Source organism: Nocardioides baculatus (genome assembly GCF_016735675.1).
Lineage (GTDB): Bacteria > Actinomycetota > Actinomycetes > Propionibacteriales > Nocardioidaceae > Nocardioides > Nocardioides baculatus.
This window is the reverse complement of record NZ_JAERSG010000002.1, coordinates 575,034-592,063: the sequence shown is the minus strand read 5'-3', so window position 1 is coordinate 592,063 and position 17,030 is coordinate 575,034. Positions and strand designations below refer to the sequence as shown.

Genomic DNA, 17,030 nt, shown 5'->3' with positions numbered 1-17,030 from the left:
CCTTCAGGTGGCGCCGCTGTCGGTGGCGGGCGGCAGGATGGACGCATGCTGCTCGCCGAGCTCGTCGCCACCTCCGAGGAGGTCGCGGCCACCAGGTCCCGCAAGGCCAAGGTCGTCCTGCTCGCGCAGCTGCTCGGTCGCGTCGAGCCCGCCGAGCTCGAGGTCGTCGTGTCCTACCTCGGCGGCGCGCTGCGGCAACGGCGTACGGGCCTGGGCTGGCGTGGTGTCTCCGACCTGCCCGACCCGGCGGACGCGCCGTCGCTCGGTGTGCTCGAGGTCCACGAGGCCTTCGAGGCCATGTCGCAGCTGTCCGGCTCGGGCTCGCAGCTCGCGCGCAAGGCGGCGGTCACCGACCTGTTCGGACGGGCCACCGCGGCGGAGCAGTCGTGGCTGCGCGCGGTCGTCACGGGCAACCTCCGCCAGGGCGCGCTCGACGCCGTGACCCAGGAGGCGGTCGCCCAGGTGGCCGAGGTTCCGCTGGCCGCCGTACGCCGTGCCGCGATGCTGGCCGGCTCGACGGTCGCGGCGGCCGGGGCCGCGTTCGAGGGCGAGGAGGCGCTCGCCGCGATCGGGCTCGAGGTCGGCCGGCCGATCATGCCGATGCTGGCCTCCAGCGCGCCCGACGTCGCCGCGGCGATGGCGGGCCTCTCCCCTGACGGCGACACCGAGGTCGCGATCGACGCCAAGCTCGACGGCATCCGCATCCAGGTGCACCGCGACGGCGACGACGTGCTCGTCGTGACCCGCAGCCTCGACGACATCACGGGCCGGCTGCCGGAGGTCGTCGAGGTCGCGCGCTCGCTGCCCGCCGAGCGGTTCGTGCTCGACGGCGAGGCACTCGCGCTCACCGAGGACGGCCGTCCGATGGCGTTCCAGGACACCGCGAGCCGCACGGCACAGGACTCCGCCAGAGATGGGCAGGTCGCCGTCACGCCCCACTTCTTCGACCTGCTCCACGTCGACGGCCGCGACCTCCTCGACTCCCCCGGCCACGAGCGCCTGGCCGCGCTCGACGCCCTCGTGCCCGAGCAGCACCGCGTCCGCCGCCTCGTCACGTCGGACGCCGCTGCCGCCGACGCGTTCGCGTCCGAGACCGTCGCCGCGGGTCACGAAGGAGTCGTCCTCAAGGACCTGTCGGCGCCCTACGCCGCCGGCCGCCGGGGCTCGGCGTGGGTGAAGGTCAAGCCGGTCCACACGCTCGACCTCGTCGTGCTCGCCGTCGAGTGGGGCTCGGGCCGGCGCGAGGGCTGGCTCTCCAACATCCACCTCGGCGCCCGCGACGAGTCGTCGGAGACCGGGTTCGTCATGCTCGGCAAGACCTTCAAGGGGATGACCGACGAGATGCTCGCCTGGCAGACCGAGCGCTTCACCGAGCTCGCCACCTCGCCGGTCGACCGCAGCTCCTACGTCGTCCACGTCCGGCCCGAGCAGGTCGTCGAGATCGCCTTCGACGGCCTCCAGCGCTCCACCCGCTACCCCGGCGGGCTCGCCCTCCGCTTCGCTCGTGTGGTGCGATACCGCGACGACAAGATGGCCGCCGAGGCCGACACGATCGAGACGGTGCGCAGCCACGTCGCGGGCTGAGCCCTCACCCTTTGGGCTGATTTTCGGACCAGCAGCGGTTCCGCTTCGCAGGTTCACCCCGCGCATCTGGAGTCACGCACCTAGGGTCGGTCGCGGTGGTCCGGCCGGTGGGGATCGGACCCGTCACACGGGGGTAGTCGATGCACCGCAGCACGCTCGGACACGGACTGGCGCTCAGTGCCGTCAGCGCTCTTCTGGTATCCGGACTGACGTGGGCGGCTCCGGCCCACGCCGCCGACGTCGGCGTGCGACTGCTGACACAGCAGGACGGCATCGCATCGGTCAAGCGCGACGACGACGCCCCCGAGGGATCAACCGTGACCCTCACCGCCGAGCGGCTCACCCAGGACGCCGACGTCGGCTTCGAGTTCAACACCGACCCCTCCGCCGGCAACGACGCGGCGGGGTGGATGTCGATCACGCCTACTGGCAGTGTCCTGCGGCAGCCCTACTTCGCCGCGGAGTGGACGCCCACCCCGGAGCTCGTGGGCACGACGATCGCGCTGCGCGCCGTCGCGACGACGGCGACCACCACGACGTACTCCACCCCCCGCAGTGTCGCCCTCAGCGGTGACGCGTCACCCGTCCAGTCGGTCATGCTCGACAGGGACGCCGACAACGGCGTCGGCAGGTACTTCGACCAGCCCTACGCCAGCTCGTCGCGCACCGGCTCCCTCACGCGCGTCATCGGCACCACCTCGGCGACCAGCGGCACCGTCGAGCTGACGGCGTGGAACGCCCGGGCCGGCGCCTTCCAGGGGAGCACCGACGCGGCGGTCGAGCCCGACACGTTCAAGACGACGCCCGGGTCACCCGTCACCGTCGGCGGCGGCCGCTTCAACGCGATCCTCGACATCTCCGCCTTCGACGCGGACGACGGCGAGACGTTGGCGGTCCGCGCCGAGCGGGACACCGACGACGTTCTCCCTGTGGAGCTGCGCGCGCAGACCATCAGCGGCATCGTTGCCTACTCGCCCGAGACCCGTCCCCGCGACAGCCTGGTCACCATCGAGGTGCGGGACCAGGATCAGTCCCCCGTGATCGGCGCCGAGGTGCGACGCGCGTCGGACGAGGCGCTCGTGGGCTACACGGACACGTGGGGCCAGGCCGTCGCGACCCAGCCCAACAGCTCGTCGGAGAGCTACTACGTCAACACCACCGATGTCGACGCCTTCGAGGACGGAGTGGACGAGGTGACGGGGCCGGTCGAGACGCTCGCCTACAGCCCCCAGCTCGGCGGCACCGCTGCCGTCCTGGCCGACGGCGACGTCTTCGACGACCGCGAGTACGCGACGGGCGACGTCGCGCTGCAGATCGTCGACCGCTACGGGGAGCCGTTCGCGAGCGAGCAGGAGGTGTCGTACGAGCTGCGCCCGAGCGACGCGGCTCCCGCGACCCGCACGACCGCCATCACCGACGCCGACGGCAGGCTGGTCGTGCCGTTCGACCCGAGCGGTCCCGACGGCGAGTACACCCTGACCTTCACAGGGCCCGCCCAGCTGGGGACCTACGACGAGGAGCCGGTGACGTTCGTCGCCGGCGACGCCGTCCTCGGCCTGACCCCGCCCAGCGGCACCGCGACGTCGGGAGCGGACATCGCCTACGCCGGCAGCCTCACCGTCGAGGGCCAGCCGCTGCCCGGCCGCACGATCGACCTCGCCTACACACGCGGCACCGAGCAGGCACCGGGCACCGAGGCGGACGCGGCCATGCTGCTCGGCGGAGGTCGGGTGCTCACCGGTGCGACCACGACCGGCGCCGACGGTGCCTTCTCGGTCACGGTGGACGACCTGGTCGACACCGGCAACCCCGCGGAGCTGGGTGGCCGGCTGCGAGCCGATGCTCTCGGCGACTCCCGCGAGTCCACGGCCGACTTCACCGCTGGTCCCCCGGCGCCGGTGACCGCCCCGCCGACCCCGACCACCACGCCGACCACCCCGACCACCACGCCGACCCAGGCGAAGGGAAAGCTCACCCTCACCGGCTCGAGCGCCCGACGTGGCAAGGACAAGCTCAAGGTCACGGGTCTGCCCGCGGCCGCGGGGGCCCGCGTGATGATCATGGCGAAGGCGCCGGGTGGGAAGTTCCACCGCGTCAAGGTCGTCACCCTCGGCCCGACGGGCAAGGCGAAGCTGAAGATCCGCGACCGCAACGGCCGGACCGTCACCCGCTACTACGCCACGATGCAGGCGACCACCGCGGTGTCGGGCGCGACCTCGAAGGTGCTCCGCCTCAGGTGAGCACTGCACGCGTCGCCCCGATGTCCGAGGCCCAGCTGCAGGCATGGCGCACGTCCCGGGCCGAGGCGGGCACGCCGTTCCCCGCGACGAGCGGTGACCGCCGACAGGAAGCCGTCACCGTGACGGTGGACGGCGTGGAGGTCGGCGGCGCCGTCCTCGAGTACGCCGACGAGCTGGTCACCGCGGGAGGCACGCGCTGCGCCGTCCGGGTCCTGCAGACGACCCTCCCCCGTGACGCGGACGACGCCTGGACGGTGGCGATCAAGGCGCTCGAGGACCACGTGATTGCCAGCGGCGCCACCGTGCTGACCACGGCGGTCGCACCCGATCTCGCCGCCGCCTTCGGACGAGCCGGCTATCGCGCGACGATGACGACCGTCGGCAAGCGGCTCGATCCCGACACGGCCCCCGAGCTGCAGGAGGACCGTCGGGTGGAGGTCCGGGAGATGGACTCCGACGAACGCGCCCGCTTCGTCGCCGACGTGGGCGAGCAGCTGCGGGCCGGCATGGCCCGTGCCGGCGTCGCGGACGCATCGACTCCCGGGCTCGCCGACCTCGATGACCGGCTGGCGGGCCTGCTCGCCGACAGGCCGCCCCCGATGGAGCTGCTGGTGATGGGCACCGTCGACGGCGTCCCGGTGGGTCGCGCGTGGGCGACTCTCGTCGAGGTCGACGGCGGGCTCGACTTCCACGGCAACACCATCGACCTCTTCCCCGAGCACCGAGGCCAGCGGCTGACCCCGTCGTTCCTCGGTGCCCTTCGCCGCCACGTGCACGAGATCGGCGTCCGCGACGTCCACCTCAGGGTCTACGGCCACGACGCCGGCGCGCGCCGGACGTTCCTCGACGCGGGGGCCGGGATCGAGGACGTGCACCTGCGCAAGGACCTCTGACTAGCCTCGCGGCTCCGGCAGCCGGCAGCCGGCCACCGAGAGGTCGAACCGCCGGTCGGGGCCGATGCACGTGGTCAGCAGCCAGGTCTGCTGGCCGTAGTTCATGTTGCGCACCATCCGCACGGCGCCGCGCTGGTTCTCCTCGCAGGCGGAGTCGATGCAGCGTCGCCCGCCGACGTAGCCGGTGTTCGCGATCCCGACGACCTCACCGGTCTCGCGGGACACGATCGGCGAGCCGGAGTAGCCGCCGCGGATCCGACAGCCGTCGAGGGCCGGGAGCCGGATCGAGCGCTGCCAGTCCCAGTCGCGCTCGTGGAGCCGGTACGCCGTCCCGGTAGTGGTGCAGGAGCGCTGCTCGACCCAGTAGCCGGACGGGATCCGGATCCTGTCACCCCGTGCCGGCCCGCGGGTGGCGAGGGTGAGCGGGGTGACGCCGGCCGCCGCGAGGTCGGCGTACGTCTCGCGGAGCTCGTAGACGGCGAGATCGGTGCGATACATGGTGGCGTACGCCAGCCGGGTCCCGCGGACGGTCGCCGCGACGCCGCCGGCACCGTCGAGCAGCTCGATCAACTTGTACTGCTTGACGTCGACCAACGTCTCGCGCCCGCCCAGGAACGGGAGGCGGACGCAGTGGCCGTTGGTGATCACCACGGCCGGATCGGAGTCGAGCGCGGACGCCCAGCGGACCACGGCGCCGGAGCAACCGGGCAGTCGAGCGGTACCTGCGAACCGGCTGTCAGGGGCGGCTGCGCCGGCCGGTGCGAGCGGCGCGAACAGCACGACCAGGAGGACCAGCACGAGGCGACGGAGTCCGAGGGCAGCCATGCATCGCATGGAACCACACCTCGGCGGAGGCGTCCTCCTCCCTAGACTGGCCGCCATGAGCACGGAGCCGACGCAGGGGACGACCGCGGGCAGCGGTGGCGCCGCGGCCCGTCGACGGCTCCGCGAGGCCGAGATCATCTCCGCGACCCGCCGGCTCTTCGACGAGCGCGGTGTCCGCGACGCCCAGATCGAGGACATCGCCCGGGCGGTCGGGATCAACCGGGCGATCATCTACCGGCACTTCACCGGCAAGGAGGAGCTGTTCAGCCTCACCCTGGTGCAGTACCTCGACGAGCTCCGGGTCGCGCTCGAGGACGCCGCCGCGACGACCGTCGAGCCCCGCTCCCAGCTGGTACGGCTGGTGGAGGCGTTCGTCGGCTACGGCCTGGCGCACCCGGCCTTCGTCGACTGCGCGCAGTCGATCATGCGCAGGCCCGGCGGCGACCTGCTGGAGGAGGTCAGCGAGAGCGCGATGTACCGCCTCGGGCAGGCCATCGGCGGCTGCCTGTCGGTCCTGACGCGCACCATCGAGTCCGGCGCGGCGAGCGGCGACTTCCACGTCGACGACCCCGCGCTGCTGGCCAACATGCTCTACGCCAGCGGGCTGGGCACGCTCCAGCTCGGGCGCGTGGCCATGCTCGTCAGCGAGGAGGCGCCCGGCGTACCCCGGATCAGCCGGGTCACGGCCGAGCAGGTGCGCGACCACATGGTCGCCACGGCGCTCGCCGCGACCGCGGGCGCGCCGACCACGGCGTAGGACTCACCGCGAGAGGTGCTTGGCCCGCGCGAAGCAGAAGACGCCGTAGGCGGCGATGCCGACGGCGATCACCGCGAGGATGACCTGGCCGAACGGGAACTCGAGCACCTTCTGGAGGGCCTGGTCGAGGCCGCCGGACTTCTTCGCCTCGTGCGTGATCGCGGCGTAGCCGAACAGGCCGCCGACGAGGACGATCGAGACGCCCTTGGCGATGTAGCCGACCTTGCCGATGGTGACGTAGGCCGACCCGTCCTGGCCCGACTGCCCCTGGGCGTCGAGGTTCTCGCGGAACTTCTCGGTCCAGCCGCGGATGATGAGGGAGATCCCGTAGCCGATGATCGCGAGTGCGGCCGCGCCGACCAGCAGCTGGCCGCCCGGCCAGTTCATGACCTTTGCCGTCATCGAGTCGCTGCCGCCCTTGCCCCCGCCGTTGCCGGTCGCGGTCTTGAACGCGCTGTAGGAGATGACGCCGTAGATGACGGCCTTGCCCAGCGAGGTCGCCCGCTTGCGCCAGCGCTTCTTGTCGTCGGACTCCTCCGGGTAGCCGAAGGCGAACTCCAGCAGCCGCCAGACGACCAGGAACAGCATCCCGATCGCGATCACCCAGATCAGGAAGCCGCCGAGCGGCTGCTGGGAGAGGTAGTGGAGGGCGCCGGAGCTGGACGCCTGGTCCTCCTTGTCGCCGAACGCGAGCTGGAGGGCCAGCCAGCCGACGAGGAGGTGGACGACGCCGTAGGTGACCAGGCCGATCTTGATGGCGTAGTCCATCCACTTGCTCTGGTGGACGGACTCGGCGGTGTCGGCGGGGGTGCTCATGGCCTCAACCTAGGACGTACACCTGTTCACTGGCGACGTGCGGTCACCCATGTGAGGGTGGCGGGTCAGACCAGGGTGGCGCGGTCGCGCATCACCGAGCCGAGCAACCCGTTGACGAAGGCCGGCGAGTCGTCGGTCGAGAGGTCCTGCACGAGGTGCAGCGCCTCGCTGACCGCGACCGACTGAGGCACATCGGAGTCGCCCCACAGCAGCTCGTAGACGCCGATGCGGAGCACGTTGCGGTCGACCGCGGGCATCCGCGCGAGCGTCCAGCTCTTGCTGTAGGTCGTCAGCACCTCGTCGATGCGGGACTGGTGCTCGACCACGCCACGCACGAGCGTGGCGGTGTAGTCGTTGGTCGGTCCCTCACCGGCCTCGATGGCGCGGTCGAGCGCCACGACGGGGTCCTCGGAGCGGAGCTCGGAGGCGAACAGGATGTCCAGCGCGCGCTTGCGGGCCTTGGAACGGGCAGCCACGTGGCGCGCTCAGGCCTTGACGCGGCCGAGGTAGGACGAGTCGCGGGTGTCGACCTTGACCTTCTCGCCGGTCGTGATGAAGAGCGGCACGGCGATGGTGTGGCCGGTCTCGAGCGTGGCGGGCTTGGTGCCGCCGGTCGAGCGGTCGCCCTGGAGGCCCGGCTCGGTCTCGGAGATCAGCAGCTCGACGGATGCGGGCAGCTCGATGAAGAGCACACGGCCGTCGTTGGTGGCGACGATCGCCTCCTGGTTCTCCAGCATGAAGTTCTTGGCGTCACCGACGATCTCGGGAGCCACCTCGAGCTGCTCGTAGGTGCTGGTGTCCATGAAGACGTAGGACGAGCCGTCGTTGTAGAGGTACTGCATGGTCCGCTTGTCGACGTTGGCCGTCTCGACCTTGGTGCCGGCGTTGAAGGTCTTGTCGACGTTCTTGCCCGACTCGACGTTGCGGAGCTTGGTGCGCACGAAGGCCGGGCCCTTGCCGGGCTTGACGTGCTGGAACTCGACGACGGCCCAGAGCTGCCCCTCGATCCGGAGGACCATGCCGTTCTTGAGGTCGTTGGTGCTAGCCATCTGTATCCGTCCGCCTTCGTCGAGTTTTCAAGGAATCACGGCGCTCGCGCCGACGCGACAGTCTAGTGGGCGCCCACGAGGCTCATGAAATGCTCGGCGTGCGCCTCGGTCGTGCCCGGCGGGTTGCGTCGCCACGCCCCGTTGCCCGGCAGCAGCATCGCGAGCCAGAAGACCGCGAAGAGCGGTCGGTAGGCCTCCATCCGCCCGTGCTCCTCGTCGTCGAGGCCAACGGCGGCCGACAGTGCGTGGACGTCGTACACCCCCGGGAGGCGGCTGCCGAGGTGCTCGACGTGGTCCGCCAGCTCGTAGGCCGGATCGCTGAGGCCACCGTCCTCGAAGTCGACGAGCCGGGCGACCCGCCCGTCCCACATCACGTTGGCCGGGTTGAGGTCGGCGATGCCGAGCGCGCTCAGCCGCGGCTCGGGCAGCGGCGGTGCGGCGACCCAGGCCCGCGCGGCGTCCAGCGCGTCGGCCACCAGGGCCGGGTCCCGACACTCGTCGAGGTCGTAGTCGTCCGCGAGCCACCCGACCATCTCGCTCGCGAGCCGGCCCGCGGGATACCGCCGCTCGCCGACGCCGGCGTCGCGCGCGGCCTCGACCGGTACGTCGTACAGCCGGCGCAGCGACGTCCCGAGCGCCTCCGTCTGGGTGGGGGTCAGCGGCCGCGGCTCGAGGTGTGCGCCCGGGATCCGCTCCATCACGATCACCGGCGTCGCGCCGTCCTCGCGGCGCAGCGGGCGGGGCGCGAGGCCGGGCGCGTGCTCCGCCAGGAGCGTGAGGATCGCCCACTCGCGCTCGGCCTGGACCTCGTGGTCGGCGACGAACTCCTTGCGCACCTCGGTCTCGCCGATGGTCAGCGCGTGGGTCGACGTCTGCACCCGGCTACCGTGGCACACATGCGCATCACCATCTTCGGCGGTCACGGCAAGATCGCCCTCCTCCTGGCCCCGCTCCTCGTCGACGCCGGGCACGAGGTCACGTCCGTCGTTCGCAACCCCGACCACGTCGACGACGTCGAGGCCACCGGCGCCGCCGCGCTCGTGTCCTCGGTGGAGGACGCCGACCTCGAGTCCCTCACCTCGCAGCTCGAGGGGACCGACGCCGTCGTGTGGTCCGCCGGCGCGGGCGGCGGCAGCCCCGAGCGGACGTACGCCGTCGACCGCGACGCGGCGATCCGCTCGATGGACGCCGCCGTTGCCGCGGGCGTCGAGCGCTACGTGATGGTGTCGTTCTCCGGTGCCACGAGGGACGCCCTGGTGCCCGAGGACAACCCGTTCCGGCACTACCAGGACGCGAAGATCGCCGCGGACGAGCACCTGCGCTCGACCGGGCTCGGGTGGACGATCCTCGGTCCCGGCACGCTCACCCTCGAGCCGAGCACCGGCTCGGTCAACCCGGACGCGACCTTCAACGACGGTGACGAGACGTCGCGAGAGCTCGTCGCACAGGTCGCGGCCGCGGTGCTCGAGGACGAGCGCGCGTCGCGGACGACCCTCGTCTTCGGCGACGGCGACGTGCCCGTCGACGCGTGGCTCGCCGCGCTCTGACCGAGGCACGGGAGCCGACCCGCCCCGCAGACCAGGTCGGTCCCTGAACAGCGCTTCCCCGGGACGCGCTGTCAGGCACGCTCCGTGAGCCGGGACCGCACCTCGTCCGCTGCCAGGCGCAGGTCCCGCCAGTCGACGACGGCGAGCCGCGAGGCGGACGCCAGCCTACCGAGATCCCCCTCGGCGACCACCCACACGTCCTGGACGACGTGGGCCGGCGGCGTCACGTCACCGTGCGAGTCGTGCCAGGCGAGCTCGAGCAGGTCGAGCAGATCGAGCGCCGCGGCGGCGTCCGACCCGAACTCGAGTGCGGCGCGACCCCGGTCCGCGTCCCGACGCTCGCTCCGGCTGATGCCGATCACGGACGGCGGGACCCGGCCCCCACTGCCGGCTCCCGCTGCTCCGTCACGGACCATCATCGGGCGGCCCTCCGCGGCCGGACCGTCCCGATCGAGTGCAGGAGCGCGTCGCGCCGGATGGCGCGGACCTCCACCAGCGTGAGCTCGCACGACCAGCACCGGTCGGTGGCGACGCAGCACGTCGCGTCCCGGACCTCGGCCTCCAGCTGGTCCGCGTGCGCGCTCCTGCTCAGCACCGTACGCATGGTTCCCTCCCCGGCCTCGCTCAGGGGGCGAGGCCTGGGCCCGAGTCTGCTGCCGGACGGGCGACCGCCACATCGGCAGTCCTACCGATATCGGGCCGTCGCGCTCTGACGAGCAGCTAGAGGTCGACCTCGCCGACGATCCGGGTGACGGCGTCGCCCGACACCCACACGCGCTCGCCGTCGGCCTCGATCCGAACCCGCCCCTCGCGACCGATCACGCTCCCCTGCCGGGAGGTGTACGACGTCGGCAGCGCGCCGGTCCCGACCAGCCACTGGGCCAGCCCGGCGTTGGCCGACCCCGTCACCGGGTCCTCGGCGAAGTCGCGGCCGTCGGCGAAGAAGGCCCGCACCTCGACATCCGCGCCGAGCTCGGCCGCCCGGGCGTCGTCCCAGCGGCCCAGCACGGTCACCTTGAGGTCGGTGAAGGCGGCGATGTCGGGGACCACGTCGAGCACGGCCTGAGCGGACCCCAGGTCGACCCCGACCCAGCCGGGGCCGTTGTCGATCCACGCCATGTCGGCGACCACGGCGTCGTCGATGCCGAGCCCGGTGACGATCCGCGCCCGCAGGTCGTCCGCCACGGCACCCGAGCGCACCAGCGGCGGAGCGGTGAAGCCGAGCCGCGGGGAGCGGCGTACGTCGACCAGGCCGGCACCGCACTCCTGCATGATCACCTCGCCGTGCGGGACGCCGCCGGCCTCCAGCCACGCGTGCGCGCTGCCGATCGTGGGGTGCCCGGCGAAGGGCAGCTCGCCCGCCGTGGTCCAGATCCGGACCCGGTAGTCCGCGGCCGGGTCGGTGGGCGTGCAGAGGAACGTGGTCTCGGAGAGGTTCGTCCAGCGCGCGAAGCGCCGCATCTGCTCGTCGCTCAGCCCGTCGGCGTCGTGGACGACCGCGAGCGGGTTGCCGAGCCACGGCTCGGCGCTGAAGACATCGACCTGGCGGAAGGGCAGCACCGGCCCATCAGATCAGACGTGGGTGGCCCATCTGCGCGAGGCCTCGTCGGCGGCCGCCGCGACCAGCGCGGTCAGCTCGGGGCGGTCGGGCACGGGGAACGAGACGTACGCCCCGCGACCGCCGGCGACCGGTCGTCCGTAGGCCTTCGCCGCGAGCGAGCCGTCCGGCAGCATCCGGATGGTCAGCGACTGGAGCTCGAACTCCTCGTCGCGGCGGGTGTCGCGCCACCGCAGGTCCTCGGGGATCGCGACGTTGATCGCCATCGCGCTGATCTCGACCCGGTCTGCCTCGTCCACGAGGACAAGAGTCGCACGGACCGAGGACGTCATACGGACGGGCCAAACGGTTGCCCCGTCCGTATGACGTCCCGAGGGGCGGTCAGGCCAGGGCGCGGATGTCCCCCGCGAGCGACACCAGCGCGACGACGGACAGCGCGGCGAAGAAGGCGCGCAGGGTCCACGCCACGGCGGGTGCGCCGGCCGCGAGGCCCGCGCCCGGCGGCGTACCCCCGATCCGGAGCATCGCGCCGTGCACGAGCGGGCCGTAGGCAGCGGGCACCAGCACGAAGAGGCCGACCGTGAGCCAGAGGGGGCCGAGAAGGGTGAAGTCCACGCCATCGGGGTGCACGACCATGCTCGCGACGACCACGCCCGGCGGGATGCTGAGGCAGAACCAGCGGAACCACGTCGGACCGAACAGCAACGGCCGCGCGACGAGGTACACCAGCCACCCGACCACGCCGACCGCGAGACCGAGCACCACCAGGTTCATCGACCCGTCGAGCGTGACCACCCCCATCTCGAATCCGTCGTCGCTGGTCCGCCCGGCGGCCTGAGGGTTGCGGCTCGCCAGCAGCGACATCGCGAGCCGGGACAGGCCGCCGACGCAGACGACACCCGTCACCAGCGCGACCACCAGGGCCGTCAGGACGTAGCGCACCCGCATCCCTGGAGTGTGGACCCGGCCCCAGCGGGACGGAAGTGAGGTCTAGGCGGGCGCGGCGAGGTAGGCAAGGGCCTGCCGGTAGCCGTCGATGCCCTCGCCGGCGATCGTCAGCGCGGCGTGGGGCTCGACGACCGAGGTGTGGCGGAACTCCTCGGCGCGCTGCTTCGGGTCGGAGATGTGCACCTCGACCAGCGGACCCGTGAGCTGGGCGCAGGCGTCCCAGAGGGCGAGTGAGTAGTGCGTCCAGGCGCCGGCGTTGAGCACGACGCTGTCGCCGTCGTCGGCCGCGGTGTTGAGCCAGTCGAGGAGCTCGCCCTCGTGGTTGGTCTGGCGCACCTCGACGTCGAGGCCGAGGTCGCTCCCCCACCCGACGCACTGGTGCGCGAGCTCGGCGTGGGTCGTCGAGCCGTAGATCTCCGGCTGGCGGCGACCGAGGCGGCCGAGGTTGGGTCCGTTGAGGACGAGGACCTTCGTCATGGCCGCAGCGTAGTTCGTCGCGCCTGCCGTACGACCTCTGTGTCCGGCAGCACGGGTGTCGCCCAGCCGGCGGGCGGTCGCCAGGCGATCCACTCGTCGTCGAGCGGCCAGTCCCGGCCCTCGACGAGGTCGACGCGTGCCCACTGGGCGGCGGCGTGGATCTCGTCGGCCTGGGCCTGCGTGTAGCGCCCCACCGCGACGGCCGCCGCCACCTCGTCGGCGTCCTTGAGCCACAGCTCGCCGTCGGGCTCGAGCCAGAGGTCGAGCGTGAGGTCACGGGTCGCGGTCTCGCCGTCGCGCCGCGTGTGGGGCAGCTCGAGGTTCACGTAGTGACCGGCGAAGCTCCCGTCGTCCTCCCAGAACAACCACACCGACCACGGCTTCCCCGTCGGCGCGATCCGCAGCACGCCACCGCCGCGCCAGCGCTGGACGACCGGGGCCCGGTCGACGGCGAACCGCTCGGCCAGCGGGACGTCGCGGACGGACCGTCCGTCCGCGGGGTGCCACGCGACGATCTCGGACTCGGCGGCGAGCCAGGCGACGAGGCCGCGCTCGTCGTCGCGCACCACCCGCATCGGATCGATGCCACGACCGTAGAGCCACAGCACCGGGTCCCCGGCGGTCAGGAACGGCGCCTCACCGGCCGGGCGCCAGTCGGCTCCCACGTTGCGCTCCGGTGCGAGCAGGGCGAGGTCGACGCGCCTGGCCTCGACGGGACCCGACAACCGCCGCAAGGTGCTCCCGGAGTCGGAGACCTGGACGTCGTTCGGATCGGGTTCGGTCACCCGGCGGAGGCTATCGCGGCGTACGCCGCCCGCAGGTCGTCCTCGCCCGGCCCGGCGAGGATCCTCGGAGCGGCGAGGTCGTCGAGCACCACGAACCGCAGCTGCGAGCCCCGTGCCTTCTTGTCGACCTTCATCGCCGCGTGGAGGTCGTCGAAGGACGCCGCGTCGTACGTCGTCGGCAGCCCGACGCGGGACAGCGTGGCGCGGTGCCGCTCGACGAGGGCCGGGTCGAGCGACCCGGCACGCGCGGCCAGCTCGGCGACGTACACGCAACCGATGGCGACGGCCTCGCCGTGGCGGACCGTGTAGTCGCTGGTGCGCTCGATCGCGTGGGCGAGGGTGTGGCCGTAGTTGAGCACCTCGCGGCCGGGGTGCCCGTCGGCGCCGCCGGTCTCCCTGAGGTCGCCGACCACGACGTCGACCTTCACCCGGATCGCCCGCTCGACGAGCTCGCGCAGCTCGGCGGAGTCGTGCGTGAGCGCGGCCGGGTCGGTCCGCTCGACGAGGTCGAGGATCGCGGGGTCCGCGACGAAGCCGCACTTGACCACCTCGCCGAGTCCGGCGACGAGCTCCTCGCGCGGGAGCGACGCCAGCAGCGACAGGTCGCAGAGGACACCCGCGGGCTCGTGGAAGGCACCGACGAGGTTCTTGCCGGCGCCGGTGTTGATGCCGGTCTTCCCGCCGACCGCCGCGTCGACCATCGCCAGCAGGGTCGTCGGGACGTGCACGACGCGTACGCCGCGGAGCCAGGACGCGGCGACGAAGCCGCCGAGGTCGGTGGTCGCTCCCCCGCCGATCGTGACGACGGAGTCGGAGCGCGTGAAGCCGGCCTCGCCGAGCGCCTCCCAGCAGTCCGCGGCCACCGGCGCGGTCTTGGCGCGCTCGCCCTCGGGCAGGCCGAGGGCGAGGACGTCGTAGTGCTCGACGAGCTCGTCGACGACCGGGTCGGCCAGGGCGCCCAGCGAGCCGGCGTAGAGCACGGCCACCCGTTCGACCGACTCTCCCAGGATGCCGGGAAGCCGCCCGGACAGCCCGTGGCCGACCACGACGTCGTAGGGCGACGCGCCGCCGACGTGGAGCACGGTGTCGTCGTTCACGGCAGCAGCTCCCGGATCTCGGCCGCGACCTCGTCGGGGGTGCGGTCGTCGGTCTCGACGACGTGGGTCGCCACCGACTCGTAGACGGGGGTGCGCTCGTCGAGGAGCGCCTTGATCCGCGAGCGGACGTTGCCGAGCAGCAGGGGGCGCCCGACGCCCAGGCCCACGCGCTTGACGGCGTCGGACAACCCGACGCGCAGGAAGACCACGGTCTGGTCGGTCAGCAGCTCGCGGGTCTCGGGTCGCAGCACGGCCCCACCGCCGAGCGCGAGGACGCCGTCGTGCTCGGCGATCGCGGCGGACACGGCGGCCGCCTCGAGCTCGCGGAAGTGGTCCTCGCCCGACTCCACGAAGATGTCGGAGATCTCGCGACCCGTGCCCGCCTCGATGTCGGCGTCGGTGTCACGGACGGGGACGCCCCAGGCGGCACCGAGGAGTCCGGCCACGGTCGTCTTGCCGGCGCCCATCGGGCCGACCAGCACCACGCGGGGACTCATCGGAACCGCAGCGTGTCGAGGTAGGCCTCGGCGTTGCGGCGCGTCTCCTGCACCGAGTCGCCGCCGAACTTCTCCACGACGGCGTCGGCGAGCACGAGCGCGACCATCGCCTCGGCGACGATGCCGGCGGCAGGCACGGCGCAGACGTCGGAGCGCTGGTGGTGCGCGACCGTCGCCTCACCGGTGGCGACGTCGACGGTGCGCAACGCCTTGGGCACGGTCGCGATCGGCTTCATCGCCGCCCGGACGCGGAGGACCTCACCGGTCGACATGCCGCCCTCCGTGCCGCCCGAGCGACCGGACGTACGCCTCAGGCCGTCGTCGGTCGGCACGATCTCGTCGTGCGCGAGCGAGCCGGGGGTGTCGGCGAGCTCGAAGCCGTCTCCGACCTCGACCCCCTTGATCGCCTGGATGCCCATCAGCGCCTCGGCCAGCTTGGCATCGAGGCGGCGGTCCCAGTGGACGTGCGAGCCGAGGCCCGGCGGCAGGCCGTGGACGACGACCTCGACGACGCCGCCGAGGGTGTCGCCGTCCTTGTGGGCCTTGTCGATCCGCGCCACCATCGCCGCGCTCGCCTCGGGGTCGAGGCAGCGGACCTCGTCGCCGTCGAGGCGCGCGACGTCGTCGGGACCGGGTACGACGCCCGCGGGCGCCTTGACGCCGCCGAGCGAGACGACGTGCGAGACGATCCGCGCCCCGACGGCCTGCTCGAGGAAGTTGGACGCCACCCGGCCGAGCGCCACCCGCGCCGCCGTCTCGCGGGCGGACGCCCGCTCGAGGATCGGGCGCGCCTCGTCGAAGGCGTACTTCTGCATGCCGACGAGGTCGGCGTGGCCGGGTCGCGGCCGGGTCAGCGGGGCGTTGCGGGCGAGCGCCTCGAGCTCCACCGGGTCGACCGGGTCGGCCGACATGACCTTCTCCCACTTCGGCCACTCGGTGTTGCCGACCTCGATCGCCACGGGACCGCCCTGGGTCTCACCGTGGCGGACGCCGCCGAGGACCCGCACCTGGTCCTGCTCGAACTTCATCCGCGCGCCGCGGCCGTAGCCGAGCCGGCGGCGCGCCAGCGAGTCGGCGAGGTCGTCGGTCGTGACAAGGACGTGCGCGGGGAGCCCCTCGAGGATCGCGACCAGGGAGGGACCGTGGGACTCGCCTGCCGTGAGCCATCGAAGCATGGCGCCAGTCTCTCAGCCCCACATGCGCTCGGCGAGCGGAGTCCCCCAGACGAGACCCACCAGAGTCCCGAACACCATGAACGGCCCGAACGGGAACGACCGCTTGAGCAATGTCCGGTCCCGGCGTGCGAGCACCACCACGACGGCCGGGACCGCGAAGGAGAGGAACGAGAACCACAGTCCGATCGCCACCGCTCCCCACCCGAGCCAGCCGAGCACCAGCCCGACGAGGGCCGCGAGCCGGACGTCGCCGAATCCCATGCCGGCCGAGCGGACGAACCACAGCACCCAGAAGAACGACCGGGCCACCAGCATCGCGACCAGCGCGCGGACGAGCGCCTCGCGCTCGTCGGCCGCGAGGCCCACCACGACCACCAGCAGGATCGCGGCGAGCGTCGCGGGCACGACGATCCGACGTGGCAGCAGCTGGGTGTGCCAGTCGATGACCGACAGGGCGACGGCGACCGGCGTCAGCGGGAGCAGCCACAGCAGCGGCCAGTCCAGCCCGGTCGCGGCCCCGATCAGCCCGCCGCCCACCGCGGACACCAGCGCGCTCCGCCAGCGCAGCCCCGGACGCGCGGCGATGTCGACGTAGAGCTCCTTGGGCGGCTCGGGCTTCTTCTCGTCCTCGGTGGGCCCCGCAGCCTCGTCGGGCTCGTCGGGCTCGTGGGTCGTCTTCGGAGCCGGCTCCGGCACGCTCGCGATCAGCGCAGGCACGAGCAGGCCCCCGAGCCCCGCGACGAGGAGACCGAGCAGCGCCGCGAGCACGGTGAGGTTCACGG

At 72.7% G+C, this 17,030-nt stretch carries 21 protein-coding genes; 5 read left to right on the top strand and 16 right to left on the bottom strand.

Translation table 11 applies throughout. The annotated features are described in order from the left end of the window. Positions 1-45: 45 nt before the first annotated feature. The 3 genes from JI751_RS08625 (at position 46) to JI751_RS08615 (ending at position 4,717) form a co-directional block, all read left to right on the top strand. Positions 46-1,584 (top strand): ATP-dependent DNA ligase, encoded by a 1,539-nt coding sequence (locus tag JI751_RS08625; RefSeq protein WP_201935497.1) that lies wholly within the window; start codon positions 46-48, stop codon positions 1,582-1,584. A gap of 140 nt (positions 1,585-1,724) precedes the next feature. Further along, a complete protein-coding gene (locus JI751_RS08620) occupies positions 1,725-3,824 on the top strand; it encodes a hypothetical protein (RefSeq protein WP_201935496.1) in 2,100 nt (699 codons plus the stop codon). After that, positions 3,821-4,717: a hypothetical protein gene (locus JI751_RS08615; RefSeq protein ID WP_201935495.1), complete on the top strand. Its 897-nt coding sequence runs from the start codon at positions 3,821-3,823 to the stop codon at positions 4,715-4,717. The genes JI751_RS08620 and JI751_RS08615 overlap by 4 nt, the downstream gene beginning before the upstream one ends. On the opposite strand, the gene JI751_RS08610 is transcribed toward JI751_RS08615, so the two are convergent. Continuing rightward, positions 4,718-5,542 carry a S1 family peptidase gene (locus JI751_RS08610; RefSeq protein WP_201935494.1) on the bottom strand — a complete coding sequence of 275 codons (825 nt, stop codon included), beginning with the start codon at positions 5,540-5,542 and terminating at the stop codon, positions 4,718-4,720. A 55-nt stretch (positions 5,543-5,597) separates the two neighbouring features. Here JI751_RS08610 and JI751_RS08605 point away from each other — a divergent pair, with 55 nt between their 5' ends. After that, a complete protein-coding gene (locus JI751_RS08605) occupies positions 5,598-6,299 on the top strand; it encodes a TetR/AcrR family transcriptional regulator (RefSeq protein WP_201935493.1) in 702 nt (233 codons plus the stop codon). Positions 6,300-6,302: 3 nt separating this feature from the next. Here JI751_RS08605 and JI751_RS08600 read toward each other — a convergent pair whose 3' ends face one another. From JI751_RS08600 to JI751_RS08585, 4 genes are all read right to left on the bottom strand, one after another. After that, positions 6,303-7,115 carry a DUF1206 domain-containing protein gene (locus JI751_RS08600; protein WP_201935491.1) on the bottom strand — a complete coding sequence of 271 codons (813 nt, stop codon included), beginning with the start codon at positions 7,113-7,115 and terminating at the stop codon, positions 6,303-6,305. Between the two features lie 65 nt (positions 7,116-7,180). Then, entirely contained in the window at positions 7,181-7,591 is a 411-nt protein-coding gene (gene nusB / locus JI751_RS08595) for a transcription antitermination factor NusB (protein WP_201935489.1), read from the bottom strand. A gap of 9 nt (positions 7,592-7,600) precedes the next feature. After that, a complete protein-coding gene (gene efp, locus JI751_RS08590) occupies positions 7,601-8,164 on the bottom strand; it encodes an elongation factor P (protein WP_201935487.1) in 564 nt (187 codons plus the stop codon). 62 nt (positions 8,165-8,226) lie between these two features. Continuing rightward, the gene (locus JI751_RS08585) at positions 8,227-9,042 is read right to left on the bottom strand and encodes an aminoglycoside phosphotransferase family protein (RefSeq protein WP_201935485.1); all 816 of its coding nucleotides are present in this window, start codon (positions 9,040-9,042) and stop codon (positions 8,227-8,229) included. An 18-nt stretch (positions 9,043-9,060) separates the two neighbouring features. Here JI751_RS08585 and JI751_RS08580 point away from each other — a divergent pair, with 18 nt between their 5' ends. Beyond that, entirely contained in the window at positions 9,061-9,711 is a 651-nt protein-coding gene (locus JI751_RS08580; RefSeq protein WP_201935484.1) for an SDR family oxidoreductase, read from the top strand. Positions 9,712-9,782: 71 nt separating this feature from the next. On the opposite strand, the gene JI751_RS08575 is transcribed toward JI751_RS08580, so the two are convergent. The 11 genes from JI751_RS08575 to JI751_RS08525 form a co-directional block, all read right to left on the bottom strand. Beyond that, complete coding sequence (locus JI751_RS08575; protein WP_201935483.1) at positions 9,783-10,130, bottom strand: hypothetical protein; 348 nt, start codon at positions 10,128-10,130, stop codon at positions 9,783-9,785. After that, positions 10,127-10,315, bottom strand: a complete 189-nt coding sequence (locus JI751_RS08570; RefSeq protein ID WP_201935482.1) for a hypothetical protein — start codon at positions 10,313-10,315, stop codon at positions 10,127-10,129. The genes JI751_RS08575 and JI751_RS08570 overlap by 4 nt, the downstream gene beginning before the upstream one ends. Before the next feature lie 116 nt (positions 10,316-10,431). After that, positions 10,432-11,271 carry a PhzF family phenazine biosynthesis protein gene (locus tag JI751_RS08565; protein WP_307814023.1) on the bottom strand — a complete coding sequence of 280 codons (840 nt, stop codon included), beginning with the start codon at positions 11,269-11,271 and terminating at the stop codon, positions 10,432-10,434. A gap of 12 nt (positions 11,272-11,283) precedes the next feature. Further along, positions 11,284-11,568, bottom strand: coding sequence for a hypothetical protein (locus JI751_RS08560; protein ID WP_307814021.1), 285 nt, complete (start codon positions 11,566-11,568; stop codon positions 11,284-11,286). 82 nt (positions 11,569-11,650) lie between these two features. Next, on the bottom strand, positions 11,651-12,217 hold the full coding sequence (locus tag JI751_RS08555; protein WP_201935480.1) for a hypothetical protein: 567 nt from the start codon (positions 12,215-12,217) through the stop codon (positions 11,651-11,653). A 42-nt stretch (positions 12,218-12,259) separates the two neighbouring features. Then, positions 12,260-12,694: a type II 3-dehydroquinate dehydratase gene (locus JI751_RS08550; protein ID WP_201935479.1), complete on the bottom strand. Its 435-nt coding sequence runs from the start codon at positions 12,692-12,694 to the stop codon at positions 12,260-12,262. Next, a complete protein-coding gene (locus JI751_RS08545) occupies positions 12,691-13,479 on the bottom strand; it encodes a ribonuclease FAU-1 family protein (protein WP_201935478.1) in 789 nt (262 codons plus the stop codon). Before JI751_RS08545 ends, JI751_RS08550 begins: the two co-directional genes overlap by 4 nt. After that, entirely contained in the window at positions 13,476-14,576 is a 1,101-nt protein-coding gene (gene aroB, locus JI751_RS08540; protein WP_201935475.1) for a 3-dehydroquinate synthase, read from the bottom strand. The genes JI751_RS08545 and aroB overlap by 4 nt, the downstream gene beginning before the upstream one ends. Next, the gene (locus JI751_RS08535) at positions 14,573-15,073 is read right to left on the bottom strand and encodes a shikimate kinase (protein WP_201935473.1); all 501 of its coding nucleotides are present in this window, start codon (positions 15,071-15,073) and stop codon (positions 14,573-14,575) included. The genes aroB and JI751_RS08535 overlap by 4 nt, the downstream gene beginning before the upstream one ends. After that, positions 15,070-16,248, bottom strand: a complete 1,179-nt coding sequence (aroC, locus tag JI751_RS08530; RefSeq protein ID WP_201935471.1) for a chorismate synthase — start codon at positions 16,246-16,248, stop codon at positions 15,070-15,072. Before aroC ends, JI751_RS08535 begins: the two co-directional genes overlap by 4 nt. A 12-nt stretch (positions 16,249-16,260) precedes the next feature. After that, positions 16,261-17,028 carry a prepilin peptidase gene (locus JI751_RS08525; protein WP_201935470.1) on the bottom strand — a complete coding sequence of 256 codons (768 nt, stop codon included), beginning with the start codon at positions 17,026-17,028 and terminating at the stop codon, positions 16,261-16,263. Positions 17,029-17,030 lie beyond the last annotated feature (2 nt).